Source organism: Streptomyces sp. NPDC050085, from assembly GCF_044460595.1.
Taxonomy (GTDB): Bacteria; Actinomycetota; Actinomycetes; order Streptomycetales; family Streptomycetaceae; genus Streptomyces.
Map to the genome: position 1 here is coordinate 76942 of NZ_JBITJZ010000006.1, position 12886 is coordinate 89827.

Below are 12886 nucleotides of genomic sequence, written 5' to 3' on the forward strand. Positions count from 1 at the left end.
TGGTGTCAGCGCCGCGGGATCACGGGAAGGACGTGATCTTGGACGGGACGGTGCCGGTGCCCGAGGTCGGGGCGCCGGTGTTGTTCACGACGTGGGCGTACTGGCCCTTGCCGCCGAGCGAGATGACCTGGATGTCGTGCAGCTTGACGCCTGGCTTCACCGGGACCTGGAAGCCGTGCTGCTGCACGATGCTCGGGTCCGAGGTGTAGTTGCAGTAGCTGCCGAGGCCCCACGCCTCATGGGTGGTGACGCCATCGGCGACCTTGTAGGCCGCGTATCCGACGATGCCGTCGTGCGTGATGGCGGCGGCGTTCGGCGCGTCGTACGCCTTCTCGTTCTGGAAGAAGATCGTGCGGCCGCGCTCGCCGTTCCAGAGCACGTCGTACTTGTTGAAGTGCTCCACGAACAGCCCCGTCGCGAGGACGTCGTCGCCGTTCACGACGAGTCCGTAGTCGGCTCGGTTGGTCTCCCAGCCGACGCCGTCGCCGTGGTCGGCGCGCCAGATCCAGGTGTGGTCGACGATCACGTCGTCGCTGTTGACGACCACGGAGTTGGTGGCGAGGCCGGGACCCGCGCCGCCGATCCGGATGAACACGTCCTGCATGGAGGTCGGGTTCGCCGCGTGGTCGGCGCTCGCGCCCGCCCCGCCGATCTGGAGCAGCGTGTCGGACTTCTGGGAACCGGCGTCGATCAGGAACCCGGCCAGCTTCACGCCGTCGACGTCGGCGACGTGCATCGCGTCGATGCCGTTGTCCGGGACGATCGTGGCGAGCCCGAGGCCGAGCACGACCGTGTTGGCGCGGTTCACGTTGATGGTCTGGTCGAGGTGGTAGACGCCGGGCGTGAACAGCAGGTTCAGGCCCTGCGAGAGCGCCTGGTTGATGGTGGCCGCGGTCGCGCCGGGCTTGACGACGTAGAACTGGTTCAGCGGCAGTGACGTACCGGCGTTGGCGGGCCAGGAAACGCCGCGCGCGTTGGTGCGCTTGGCCGGGACGAAGACCTTGTAGTCGTTGCCGTCCAGGTACAGGAACGGCTTCTCCCGCGAGACGGGCGTCGTGTCGAGCGTGGTGTACGGGCCGGTGTCGAAGTCGGTGGCGGGGGCGCCCTGGACACCGCTGAACGTCATGTTCCACACGCCGTTGGTCCAGCCGCCCACCGAGCTGTCGCGGGTGTACCACTGCTGCTGCGAGTACGGGCCGACGGTGCCGTCGATCTTGGAGTCGGCGATGTAGCCGCCGGACGCCCAGCCGTAGCCGTTGGGCGCGAGGTTGAGGCCGCCGGTGACGTGGATGCGGCGGAACGGCGCGGCCTGCGCGACGGCCCAGCGGTCGGTGCCGTTGACGGGGTTGAGGGAGAGGTTCTCGGCGGAGCGCCAGAAGTTCTGCGTGGCGTTGCCGTTGAACCAGCCCGCGTCGACGGTGACGTCACCGTTGATCTTCGTGTCGTCCGGGTTGAGGCCGAGCCCCGAGATCGAGGTGTAGAAGCCGAGTTGGGCGTTGATGTTGTTGTACGTGCCCGGCTTCAGCAGGAACTGGTAGCGCTGCGGGCCGAACTGGTTGGACTCCTGCTGCGCGAAGACCTGGTCGAACTTTGCTTGCAGGTTCGCCGTGTTCGGGTCGACGACGATCACGTTCGGGCCGAGGTCGCCGCCGCCCTCGACGGGCGGTGTGGTGCTGCCGGAGCCGGTGTGCACCGCGACCTCCCACAGCGAGTAGCCGTAGCCGGTGGCGCGGGTGGTCCCGTAGATCCGCAGGTAGCGGCCCGAGCCGCTGACGTCGTACGAGGTAGTGCCGCCGGTGGCGCCGGTGACGTCCTTCAGGGTCGTCCAGTTCTGGCCGTCCGCGGAGGCCTGGATCTTGAAGGCCTTGGCGTACGCGGCCTCCCAGTTGAGGTCCACCTTGCAGATGCTCTGCGACGAGCCGAGGTCGACCTGGACCCACTGCGGGTCGGACGCGGCGCTTGACCAGCGGGTGCCGGTGTCGCCGTCGAAGGCGGCCGAGGCCGGGGTGCCGCCGTTCTCCGTGGAGGACGCGGTCGCGGGGCGGCCCTTGGCGGCGTTCGCGGCCGCGCAGCCGTCGGCCGGCGGGGTGCTCCCGGAGTCGCCGAAGACCTGGAACTCCCAGAGGGAGTAGCCGTACTGGGTGGCGCGGGTGACGCCGGTCATGCGCACGTACCGGCCCGAGCCGGAGACGTCGAGGGTGTCCGTGCCGCCGTCGGAGCCGGTGACGGACTTGAGGTCGGACCAGGTGCTTCCGTTGTCGGAGACCTGGATCTTGTAGTCCTTGGCGTAGGCGGTCTCCCAGTTGAGGACGACCTTGCTGAGGTTCGCCGACGCACCGAGGTCGACCTGGAACCACTGCGCGTCACTGGCGGCGGACGACCAGCGGGTGCCCGTGTCCCCGTCGACGGCGTACGCCGCGGGCGTCCCGCCGTTCTCGGTGGAGGAGGCCGTGGCGGCCTTGCCCTGGGAGAGCGGCGCCTCGGCGGCGGCCGCCGCCGAGGCCTGGGCGGGGATGGTCAGCAGCGCCGCCGCCGTGGCGAGCGCGATCCCCAAGGATCTGTGTCTCATACGTGTCACTCCGTGCGGGGGTGAGGGTGATGCGGCCCGAAGGAAGCCTTCACCAAGTGAGCGCACGTCTGGACCGACGGGCGCTGTGGAGCGCACCCCGACCGCGAGCGGAAGGGATGAACGGCTATATGAAACGGCTTAGTTCGAGCTTTGATTTAAGGGTCGAGGCAACGGTTCGGCAAGACCTCGGGAGCGGTCTGTTTTCCGAACCATCTTCAGAACCTGAACGGAGCGATCATCACGCGTGACGCACACAGCCACCCCACCTGCATGAATCACGCACACAGGCATCCGCGACCCCGGCCACACCGTCAGGAAGTAGAGCTTTCGCGCCGCCGTTCCTTCAGCCGGACCGGCCCTGGCCGTCCGCCTCGAGCCTCGCCCGGAGGGTGGCCAGGGTGGCGGCGAGGCTCCTGAGGTCGGCGGCGGGAATCCCCTGGGTCAGCGCGGCGAGCGAGCTTTCCACCACGGGCCGGGAGGCCGCCAGCACCTGCTCACCCTCGGGCGTGAGGCGCAGCACGGAAGAGCGGCGGTCCTGCGGGTGCGCGACCCGCACGCACCAGCCCGCGGCCACCAGCCGGTCGACCGCCTTGCTCACGGCCCCCACGGTGATCGCCAGCTCGCCCACGATGTCGAGCACCCGGCAGCCGTCCACCCGGTCGATGATCTGCAGGAACTCGAACTGGCCCAGCGTCAGGCCCTGTTCGGCACGCAGTCGGGCGCCGACCGCGTTGTAGAGACGGGTCTCCACGCGCACGAGATCGAGGAAGACCGGAGTGACGTGGCTCACAAAACCTCCCATAGATTCCTGGGAATCATCTTCCCCGGAAGCCGGTTGGACACGACCAGATGGATTCCTGGGAATCCATCCTCGCATCCCGACCCGATGGAGGCCCGTCATGTCCCGACAGCAGCGCCAAGCCCTGGACGCCCTGCTCCGCTCCGCCCCGCGCAGCGAGACGCGCCCCACCCCCGAGCAGCAACGCACCGCGTTCGCCACGGTGATGACCCGACCTGCACCGTCCGGCGTGACCACCCGCAGCACCGTCCTGGGCGGGCGTCCCGCGCTGGACCTGGAGCCGGCCGGAGCGGCGGACCGCGGCCGGCTGCTCTACTTCCACGGCGGCGGATACGTCATCGGCTCACCGGACACCCACGTCGGCCTGGTCGGCGAACTCGCCACCCGCACCGGGCTGCGGGCGACGTCGGTGGACTACCGGCTGGCGCCCGAGCACCTCTTCCCCGCCGCGGTCGACGACGGACTCGCCGCCTACCGCGACCTGTTGGCCACCGGAGCCGACCCGCGAGAGATCGTCGTCGCCGGTGACTCGGCCGGCGGCGGCCTGACCATCGCCACACTGCTTGCCGCACGCGAGGCGGGACTGCCGCAGCCGGCCGCCGCGGTCGTCTTCTCCCCCTGGGTCGACCTCACGCTCTCCGGGGAGAGCATGCGGACCAAGGAGGACGCCGACCCGATCTTCACCGAGGCCGACGTGCGCGGGTACGCGGATCTGTACGTCGGTGCGGGCGACCGGAGTCACCCCCTGGCGAGCCCGGTGTTCGCCGATCTGTCCGGCCTGCCCCCGCTGCTCGTGCAGGTCGGGGCGAACGAGGTGCTGCTCGACGACGCGGTCCGCCTGGCCGCCCGCGCAGGCGCCGCCGACGTCGAGGCCACGCTCGAGATCGGGCCGGGCCTCCCGCACGTCTACCAGAGCGAGCACGGACGTCTGGACGAGGCGGACGCCGCGCTCGACCGTGCCGCCCGCTTCCTCGTCGGCCACCTCGACGCCTCACTCACCGAGGTGGCATCCAGGGGGTGACGAGGCGCGGGTCAGGTGGCCGGGGTGGGCCACGGGACGTCGACTTCGACAGGGGCCGTGTAGTCGACGCCGGGGACGGAGAAGCCGTAGAGGCGGCGGACCTCGTCGCTGAACCAGCCGAGGTCGGCGAGGCCGGTGATGGTGTGGCTGGTGGCGGCGGACCAGCGTTCGGCGACGGCGTCCTGCACGGCGGGGTCGAGTTCCCAGGCGTCGAGGCGCACCCGCCCCTCGCCGTCGAGGTCGAGCGGGCGGAGCCCGGTCAACTGGTCCCAGAGGTCCACCAGTTGCCCCACCGGCGCCACCATGGCGTCACCGAGCACGCCGCGCAGCAGCCCGACGTACAGGGCGATGCCGGGGATGGCGGTGGAGGACTGGGTGACGGCGGCGGCGTTGACCGAGGTGACGGCCCGGCCGCCCAGGGTGGCGCCGAGGCGCGCGTCCAACGTGCGGGCGGTGGACTCCAGATGGGCCTTTGCGGCGCCGATGGTGCCCTGCCGGTAGATCGCCGCGGTCAGCGGTGAGCCGATGTAGGAGAGCGCCGCGGTGGTGAAGCCGTCGGCGAGCAGCGACCGGTCGGCCAGGAACGTGATCCACCGCTCCCAGTCGGCGCCGCCCATCACCGCCACGGTCTGCTCGACGTCGTCGCCCTCCGCCGGCGCGGTGGTGACCTCCTTGATCTCCGGGGCACCGGACTCGTCGAAGACGAGCGTCTTGGTGGTGTAGGGCGAGCCGACCGGCTTGAGGACCGACGCGTACACGCTGCCGGTGTCCGGGTCGGTGCGGCGAGGTGCGGCCACCGAGTAGACGAGGTGGTCCAGGTGTCCCCCGAACCGTTCGACGATCAGGTCGGCGACCTGCTCCTTCACCGCATCGCTGAACGCATCGCCGTTGACGAAGACCATGTCCCGCCCGTGCTGCTGGGCGAGCCGGGCGGTGGCGGCGGTGCGGTACCAGCCGGCCGTTGCGGTGCGCCGCGCGGGCCCCTTCTCGAAGCAGACGCCGATGCCACGGATGCCGACCCGGGCCAGGCCCGCGATCGTCGCGGCCAAGCCGTATCCGGCGGACGAACCGATGACCAGGGCCACCGGTCCTTCGCCTCCGGTGGCGTGCAGGGCGGGAACCGCCCGCCACATCTCGTCCACCAGCCGCCTGCAGCCACCAGGATGAGAATCGAGGAACAGGAAGCCCCGGCTCTTGGGCGCAATGACGCGTTCGCTCACGGTGTGGTGCCCCAGGTGTCGTCACGGACAGGAACGCGGTGGCCGCAGCGGCCACCCCGTCCGGCAAGTCTGCGACCGCACGCGGCAGCACAGTGATCTTGCCTGCCACAACGATGCCTGCCCGGACTTGGAGGGTTCCCCACTGGCTCTCGACACCGGCTCGCGATGCCGGCCTCTCGATGCCAGGCCTGCGCGCGGCTACTTGGCCGCGTCGAGGGCCGCCTGCCACACCGGGCTGTCGACGTAGTGGTTGTCGTACAGCTCCGAAGAGTTCTTGATCTCCTCGAAGCCCGCCTCGCCGCGCATCACACGGCCCAGCAGACGCAGGTAGTCGAAGCGCGGCATGCCCGGGCTGAAGACGAACAGCACGTCCGCCTCGCGCCCCGGGGCCGCGGCGAAGGCGTGCGGGGTGTGCGGCGGCACCAGCAGGAAGTCGCCCTTGCCCAGCTCCTTCACCTCGTCGTCGACCAGCACCCGCAGGGCACCGTCCACGACGAAGAACAGCTCGGACGCCTTGGTGTGGAAGTGCGCGGGAGCACCGACCGCCCCCTCGGCGAAGGTCGAGCGGTAGCTGGTGAGGCCACTGCCGTCCGTGCCGTAGTCCGCGAGCAGGGTCATCACGCTGCTCGGGTCCGCGGTGGTCTCGGCGGTCGCCGCACGGGTGAGCACTGCCTTGGGAGCGGTCTGCGCGTTCATCAACGTACGTCCTGTCCACGAGCTGCGGCCTCCGGCCTTCCCGGCGCCTCGCAAAGACAACTCTATGGAGCCAATAGACCTCAGGAGAGGTGCATTTGACGGCTTGAAGGACGGGTCAATTCGACCGCGCCGACACGTCGCACCAACACTGCTCCGAGCCTCCGCCGGCCGCCGACGACGACGCGGACCCGGCGGTCGGCGTCGGAATCGTTGCCGAGGACGGCGACGCAGGAGTTGGTCGAGGATCGTCGAGGGAGACAGGTCGCTCGTCTCGGTCAGGTGGACCGGCTTGCCCGTATGTTCGTACGCGTCCCGCATCACGCCCGGCTCGCCCCAGTACGGGTGGAAGGCGACGGCGTCCGCGGCCTTGCGGACCTGCTCACCGGTGACCGAGCCGTCGGGAGCATCCTCGAAGAAGCGGTGGTAGTTCTTGGTCACGGTGCTGTTCGGGTCGCGCCAGTCCCAGAAGTTGAAGTCGTGCACGTACAGCTGGGTGTCGAGCCGCACGGCCCTGAACTCGCGCTTGACGGCGAGCGTCAGATTCTGCTGCTGGGCGACGCTGATGTGCATGGCGGGGCAGACGACGTCCATGCCGGGCTCGTTGAGCAGCGTCAGCGCGTCGACGCGGATGCCGTGCTTCGCGTACGCCTGGACGAATTCGCGTACGCCTGGACGAACGTGACGCAGTAGCGCGCGAAGACGTCGATGCAGTCGTCGCGCAACGTGCCCACCTGGTAGTACTCGGTGCTGCTGCCGGGCTTGAGCGCGACCTCACCGGCGTCCTTCACTCCGGCGGGCAGGTCGCCCTCGGACCAGAACGGCAGGTGCTCGATGAGGTCCGGGCTGCCGATCGTCAGCCGGAACCGGTCGAGCCCCGCCCCGTGCACCGGGTCGACGAGGAGCCGGATCGCCGCACGCCGCTTGGCCGGGGTCAGCTTCCACAGGTTGGAGACGCTCGTCTCGTCCAGGGAGAAGCCGATACCGGAGTACTGCTGACGGGCGGCCTCGGGATCGGCGACGACCGTCGCGTCGACCGGACCGCCGGCGTCGGCGCCGGCCGCCGTGCGGACACTCGGCAGGGACCGCCAACTCTGCGCGCTTCCGGTGATTTCAGAAGTGGAGGCGGGGCCTGCCAAGGAGCTCGACGCCGGGCGGTGCGGACTGAACTGCCCTTGCTCCCCAGCACACTTGAGACTGCGCGCAGGCCGGTGGTGGCGCCTCGACGAGTTGCCTCTGCCCTCTGCCCTTCGGTCAGCTCTTGGCGGACCTGTCGCACAGGGCATGGTCGACGAGGGTGCCCGTGGCGCGGTTGAGGGCGGCCAGGTCGGGGGGTGCCGTGGTGGTGGTGATCGAGACGGTCACCGCTCGTTTGCCGTCCGCGCTCACGGCAGGTCGGGTGTGGGCGCCCATCCCGTCACCCTCGTGGGTGTAGTAGAAACCGCCGCAGGAGAGCGGGATCCTGCGCAGCCCGAGGCCGTAGGTGCCCTCGGGCATTTCGGCCACGTCGTCCGGGTCATCGGTGCGCCGGACGGTGTGCCGCATCTCGCGCCACTGCTCGGCGGGGAGCAGTCTGCCGTCGGCCAGGGCGCGGAAGAAGGTGTTCAGGTCGGCGGTGGTGCTCACCACGCCGGAGTCCGCGGTGTGCTGGAGGCTGTGCTCGGTGACGTCGAGGCGCGTGCCGTCCTCGGCGGTGAGGTACGCGCGCACGTGCGGGTCGGGCAGGCGGGGGTCGAGTCCGGGGACGGAGGTGTCCCGCAGCCCCAGCCTGTCGATCACCCGCTGCCCGATCAGCTCCGGCCAGCTCGCGCCGCCGGCCTTCTCGGCGATCATCGCGGCCAGCAGGTAGTTGGTGTTCGAGTACGCCCACCGGGTGGCGTGGCCGGGCCGTGGCACGAACACGGGAGGGTGTTTCATCGCCACCGCGACCAGGTCGGCCGCCGGGGTGGTGTCGTAGCGGTGTTCGTCGAAGTGGTGGATCAGCAGGTCCTGGAGCTCCGGGTCGTCGATGTAGTCGTACAGGCCGCTGGTCTGGCGGAGCAGGTCGCGGACGGTGATGCGGCTGCCGTCGTTGCCGTGGCCGGTGACGACGCCCGGCAGCCAGTGTTCGACGGTGTCGTCGAGCGACAGCCGCTTCTCGGCGGCGAGTTGGAGGACCACGGTCGCCATGAACGCCTTCGTCGTGCTGGCCGCGCGGAAGTGCGCGTTCCACGGGATCGGGTCCGCGGAGTCCGCCGTCCGCGTGCCGATGCGTGCCATGAGGGGCGCGCCGTTCGCTCCGTCGACCCTGGCCAGTACGTTCACCTGGCCGCCACCGGCCTTCCGTACGGCCGCCAGGTCCTGCTGGAGCACGCGCTCGTCATAGGTGGGCCGCGCGGGCGCGTGCCCGGCGCTCGCGGCCACGGCCGCGGGAGAACTCAGCGCGAACAACGCCGCACCCAGCACAGCCGCCTTGGCCTTCTTCGACAACAGCATCTGCATGTTCCCATCCCCCGCCCTGTGTTCCTGATCGGTGACGTCGACCAGCCAACCGGATCCGGAACCGCGGGAGGATGAGGCTGTCCTCCGAGTGAGGGGTGGACTTAAGTCCCCTGTGCGCGAGGCGCACGACGCCGCGCACTCGGTGCTCGGCGCCATCAGCCATCATCGCTGTCAGCCCACAAGATGCCCTGCCACAGCGCCGCGACGTTGCTGTGCGAGTAGGCGGAAGCCGAGACCGCCTCGTCGAACCAGTCATCCAACGGGTCGGAGGTGCCGTGGACGATGCCGCCGGACGGGCTGGCCTCCGCAGGCGTGGCCGAGACCGCGACGCCACCGAGAGCCAGCACCGCCAGCGGTACAGCCATGACCTTTCTCAAGTTCATTGCAGGTTCCTCCCGCGCGCGAACTGGCCCTCTGCCGGGGCTTCACAGGTCGCACCAACGCAGGAGGGTAGGTCCGCATACCCCCAACTGGCCTTTTCTCAGATCGATTTGGCCCGAATCACCCGCTGCTCGAAGCTCGCTGCTCGAGGCATCGAGAAGAGCGAATGCCGACCGACGTCGTTCGCCCCGGCCGAAGTCACGGCGATCGAAGAACTGTTGCTGACGCCCCCGCAGCCGCACCTGCGCGACTGGTGGCATGCCGACGATCCAGCCAACCTCTACCGGCCCGCCGGGTCCGCCACGACCACGGTCACGGCCACCACCGGCGCATCCCCCCGCGCCCTCAGACCCCGGCCTGCAGACGCAGGCCGGTGAGGGTCAGGTCGAGGGCCGAGCGGAACTGGTCGGCGTCGTCGTGGCCGTCGAACTCGTCGACGATCTCGTGCACGAACGGGAATTCCTCCGGGTCGAGCTCCCGCCAGGCCCGGGCGAAGCGGCCGAGGTACTCCTCGCGGTCGACCGCGCCGTCGAGGACCTCCTCGGGCGGTTCCTGTCCCATGTCCACGGCGGAGCCGACGACGACGCCCACGATCGCGGACACGGCGTGGAAGCGCTGCCGAGCGCTGAGGTTCAGGCGGAGGGTCTGACGGCCGAGCAGGTCGTACAGCCGCAGGGAGTTGCTCTGCACGTCCGTGTTGCGCATGAAGTAGGCACCCAGCCACGGCCGTTCCACGATCGCGTCGAACAGGGTCACGGCCATCGCGCGCAGATCGTCGATCGGGTCGCCGCTGTCCGCGAGCTTCTCGACGTCGGCCAGCACCGTGCCCATGACGTGGTCGGTGGCACGGTCGAGCAGTTCGTCCTTGCTCGCGACATACCAGTAGATGCTCGCGACGCCGCCGCCGAGGCGCTGCGCCAGCGCCCGGAACGTCAGGGCCGACGCCCCGGCCTCGTCGAGCAGGGCCACCGCCTCGGTGAGCACCGACTCCATCGAGTGCGAAGCCCGTCGGCGCCCCGCGCCGGCGCGGGTCTGCTGGCCTGCCATGGCGTCATCCCATCCCGATTTTTGCACTGAACCGAACGTTGTTCTATCGTACCGTATCGTACGCCGTTCGATACCCGAACGTCGTTCGATCGGAAGGATCTCCATGACCACCGCCCCGCCCGCGGCCCCCGGCTCGTCCGCGCCTCCCTCACGCGCCTACACGTCACTGCGCGCGGCGTGGATCCCCATGGCCGCGCTCTGCCTCGCCTTCTTCGTCGAGATGGTCGACAACACGCTGCTGTCGATCGCCCTGCCCACGATCGGCCGCGATCTCGGCAGCGGGACCACCGCGCTGCAGTGGGTCACCGGCGCGTACTCACTGACCTTCGGCGGCCTGCTGCTCACCGCGGGGTCGATGGCGGACCGGCTCGGCCGCCGCCGGGTCCTGCTGGTCGGACTCGCCGTGTTCGGCGCACTGAGCCTGTGCGTCGTCTTCGTCAGCACGGCAGGTCAGCTGATCACCCTGCGCGCCGCGCTCGGCGTGGCCGCCGCGGCCATGGCGCCGATCACGAACTCGCTGGTGTTCCGGCTCTTCGACGACAAGGCGCTGCGCATGCGCGCGATGACGGTGATGATCGTCGTCGGCATGTCCGGTTTCGTCCTCGGCCCGCTGCTCGGCGGCACCGCGCTGGCCCATGTGCGCTGGGAATGGCTGCTGGTCGTCAACGCCCCGATCGCGCTCGTCGCGTGCATCGGCGTACGGCTCGGCGTTCCGGCCGACCGGCCCGAGGACCTGACCAAGGACCGGCTCGACCTGCCGGGCGCCGCCCTGAGCGTCGCCACCATCGGCCTCGCCTGCTACTCGCTGACCAGCGGCGTCGACCACGGCTGGCTCTCCGCGATCACCCTCGCGTCGATCGTGGGCGCGCTCGTGGCCGGGTTCGCCTTCGTCCGGCACGAGCGCCGCAGCGCCGCCCCCATGCTGGACCTCGGTCTGTTCTCCAACGGCACCGTCCGCGGCGCCGCCCTCGCACAGATCGGCACGTCCATCGCGATGGCCAGCGTGATGTTCGGGCTGATCCTCCACTTCCAGTACGCCTACGGCTGGAGCCCGGTGCGCGCCGGTCTGGCCAACCTGCCGATCATCGTGACGATGCTCGTCGCGACCCCGCTGTCCGAATGGCTCGCGCGCCGATTCGGCCACCGCATCGCCTGCCTGGTGGGCGCGGCCTGTCTGGCCGGCTCGCTCGCCGGACTCTCGTGGGGCGTCGACCACGGGTACGCGGTCATCGCGGTGTGCATGGTGCTCATGACCGTGGGCCTGCGCACCGTCATGACGATCTGCGCGGTCGCCCTCGTCGAGGCCATGCCGAGCAACCGCACCTCGATGGGTGCCGCCCTCAACGACACGGCCCAGGAGGTCGGTTCCAGCGTCGGCACGGCCGTGGTCGGCACCCTGATCGCCGCCCTGGTCACCACACAGCTCCCGGCCGGTGTCTGGAGCAGCGACCTGGTCGCGTCGTTCTTCCACGGCGAGCGGGTCACCTACGCCCTGCTCGCGGTCGTCGTCGGACTGATCACGGCTGGCGGCGCCCTGGCCCTCACCGACTCCCGCACCGTCGAGGAGCACGGCCCGGAGGAGGATGCCTGAGCGGCGCGGGCCGGGCACGGTGGACGTGCGGCCGTGCGGCCGTGCGGCCGGGGCTCGGCGCTCGAGTGCCGCCCTTTCCCCCATCACCACGACCGGCCTGCTCGCCCTGTCCAGCCGGCGCAGCAGTGCGCGCGTCCGGCCTTCGGGCAGGCCGTCCAGGTCGGCATGGCGGAAGAGCGTGCCGCCGGGCGCTGCCGCGGGCGGTGCGAACGCGGAAGGCTCGTCGGGCCGTTCGCCGGGCAGCAGGATGCCGGCGGCGGTGACGCCCGCGACCAGCGCGGCACCCGCCACCACGGCCGTACGCCGGCGGCGGCGCCGCCGGATCCGGTCACGCACGCCCCGCATCCTCCCCTCGGGCGTCGCCAGACGCGGCACTCCGCGCTCCAGGAACTCCCGCCGCGCGCGCTCCTGTTCGGCCAGGTCCGGGGGCTCGTGCCGGGCGAGGCATTCCCTCATCGGGCACCCCCACCGGCTGCGGCGCCAGCGCCCGCAGCGCTGGCAGGGCCTTGGACGCCTGGCCCTTGACGGTGCCGGGCGCGCAGCCGAGCACCTCGGCGGTCTCCTCGACGCCGAGGTGCTCGAAGTATCGCAGCACGACCTCCGCCCGCTGCCGCACCGGCAGCACCCGTACGGCCAGCGCGAGGGACGGCTCCGGTTCCGCGCCCTCGTAGGCGTCGAACGAGGCCGCCCGGTCGAGCAGTTCGCCGTGCGGCACCCCGCCCCGCCAGCGCCGCCGCCACCAAGAGGCGTGCGTGTGGACGAGGGCCTTGCGGATGTACGCCTCCGGCTCACCGTCCGCGATCTTGTGCCACATCGGCCACACCCGGGCGCCCGGGCGAACACCGTCTGAGCAGGTCCTCGGCGAGGTGGGCGTCGCCCGTCAGCAGTCAGGCTGCCGCATGCCCACGGGGGGGCGGTACTCGTGGGTCGGAGCCCTCCTCGGGCGGGCGGGAGGCGAGTGGCCGCCCCTCGACGGGTGCCTTGACAGGATCACGACCACTTGTATGGTCTAGGCCAAGCGTCAACGGCCGTTCCGCTCAAGGGAGTTCGCGCTGTCTCGCACGTGCGCGCTCCCCTGCCCCCT

Annotated in this window: 11 protein-coding genes; 2 read left to right on the forward strand and 9 right to left on the reverse strand. The window is 70.6% G+C overall.

The window, feature by feature from the left end; all coding sequences use genetic code 11:
• Positions 1 to 19: 19 nt before the first annotated feature.
• A complete protein-coding gene (locus ACIBUY_RS23420) occupies positions 20 to 2569 on the reverse strand; it encodes a discoidin domain-containing protein (protein WP_399153555.1) in 2550 nt (849 codons plus the stop codon).
• 343 nt (positions 2570 to 2912) lie between these two features.
• Positions 2913 to 3359 (reverse strand): MarR family winged helix-turn-helix transcriptional regulator, encoded by a 447-nt coding sequence (locus ACIBUY_RS23425; RefSeq protein ID WP_399153556.1) that lies wholly within the window; start codon positions 3357 to 3359, stop codon positions 2913 to 2915.
• A 109-nt stretch (positions 3360 to 3468) separates the two neighbouring features.
• Between ACIBUY_RS23425 and ACIBUY_RS23430 the strand changes: the two genes are divergently transcribed.
• Positions 3469 to 4389 (forward strand): alpha/beta hydrolase, encoded by a 921-nt coding sequence (locus tag ACIBUY_RS23430; RefSeq protein WP_399153557.1) that lies wholly within the window; start codon positions 3469 to 3471, stop codon positions 4387 to 4389.
• A gap of 11 nt (positions 4390 to 4400) precedes the next feature.
• Here the strand turns inward: ACIBUY_RS23430 and fabV are convergent, their stop codons facing one another.
• From fabV to ACIBUY_RS23460, 6 genes are all read right to left on the reverse strand, one after another.
• Entirely contained in the window at positions 4401 to 5609 is a 1209-nt protein-coding gene (gene fabV / locus ACIBUY_RS23435; protein WP_399153558.1) for an enoyl-[acyl-carrier-protein] reductase FabV, read from the reverse strand.
• A 198-nt stretch (positions 5610 to 5807) separates the two neighbouring features.
• Positions 5808 to 6305: a cupin domain-containing protein gene (locus ACIBUY_RS23440; protein ID WP_399153794.1), complete on the reverse strand. Its 498-nt coding sequence runs from the start codon at positions 6303 to 6305 to the stop codon at positions 5808 to 5810.
• Between the two features lie 611 nt (positions 6306 to 6916).
• Positions 6917 to 7441, reverse strand: a complete 525-nt coding sequence (locus tag ACIBUY_RS23445; RefSeq protein WP_399153559.1) for a hypothetical protein — start codon at positions 7439 to 7441, stop codon at positions 6917 to 6919.
• A 115-nt stretch (positions 7442 to 7556) separates the two neighbouring features.
• Positions 7557 to 8783, reverse strand: coding sequence for a serine hydrolase domain-containing protein (locus ACIBUY_RS23450; protein WP_399153560.1), 1227 nt, complete (start codon positions 8781 to 8783; stop codon positions 7557 to 7559).
• Between the two features lie 155 nt (positions 8784 to 8938).
• Positions 8939 to 9148: a hypothetical protein gene (locus ACIBUY_RS23455; protein ID WP_365565396.1), complete on the reverse strand. Its 210-nt coding sequence runs from the start codon at positions 9146 to 9148 to the stop codon at positions 8939 to 8941.
• A gap of 361 nt (positions 9149 to 9509) precedes the next feature.
• Entirely contained in the window at positions 9510 to 10157 is a 648-nt protein-coding gene (locus ACIBUY_RS23460) for a helix-turn-helix domain-containing protein (protein ID WP_365565758.1), read from the reverse strand.
• A 157-nt stretch (positions 10158 to 10314) separates the two neighbouring features.
• Here ACIBUY_RS23460 and ACIBUY_RS23465 point away from each other — a divergent pair, with 157 nt between their 5' ends.
• Positions 10315 to 11802, forward strand: a complete 1488-nt coding sequence (locus tag ACIBUY_RS23465; RefSeq protein ID WP_399153561.1) for an MFS transporter — start codon at positions 10315 to 10317, stop codon at positions 11800 to 11802.
• Positions 11803 to 12130: 328 nt separating this feature from the next.
• Here the strand turns inward: ACIBUY_RS23465 and ACIBUY_RS23470 are convergent, their stop codons facing one another.
• Entirely contained in the window at positions 12131 to 12616 is a 486-nt protein-coding gene (locus ACIBUY_RS23470; protein ID WP_399153562.1) for a sigma factor-like helix-turn-helix DNA-binding protein, read from the reverse strand.
• Positions 12617 to 12886 lie beyond the last annotated feature (270 nt).

Bases quoted from the DNA above. Each gene is read 5' to 3' on its own strand.
- ACIBUY_RS23440 (WP_399153794.1), bottom strand. From the start codon at position 6,305: ATGAACGCGCAGACCGCTCCCAAGGCAGTGCTCACCCGTGCGGCGACC.
- ACIBUY_RS23465 (WP_399153561.1), top strand. From the start codon at position 10,315: ATGACCACCGCCCCGCCCGCGGCCCCCGGCTCGTCCGCGCCTCCCTCA.
- ACIBUY_RS23460 (WP_365565758.1), bottom strand. From the start codon at position 10,157: ATGGAGTCGGTGCTCACCGAGGCGGTGGCCCTGCTCGACGAGGCCGGG.
- ACIBUY_RS23420 (WP_399153555.1), bottom strand. From the start codon at position 2,569: ATGAGACACAGATCCTTGGGGATCGCGCTCGCCACGGCGGCGGCGCTG.
- ACIBUY_RS23450 (WP_399153560.1), bottom strand. From the start codon at position 8,783: ATGCAGATGCTGTTGTCGAAGAAGGCCAAGGCGGCTGTGCTGGGTGCG.
- ACIBUY_RS23470 (WP_399153562.1), bottom strand. From the start codon at position 12,616: ATGTGGCACAAGATCGCGGACGGTGAGCCGGAGGCGTACATCCGCAAG.
- ACIBUY_RS23455 (WP_365565396.1), bottom strand. From the start codon at position 9,148: ATGGCTGTACCGCTGGCGGTGCTGGCTCTCGGTGGCGTCGCGGTCTCG.
- ACIBUY_RS23430 (WP_399153557.1), top strand. From the start codon at position 3,469: ATGTCCCGACAGCAGCGCCAAGCCCTGGACGCCCTGCTCCGCTCCGCC.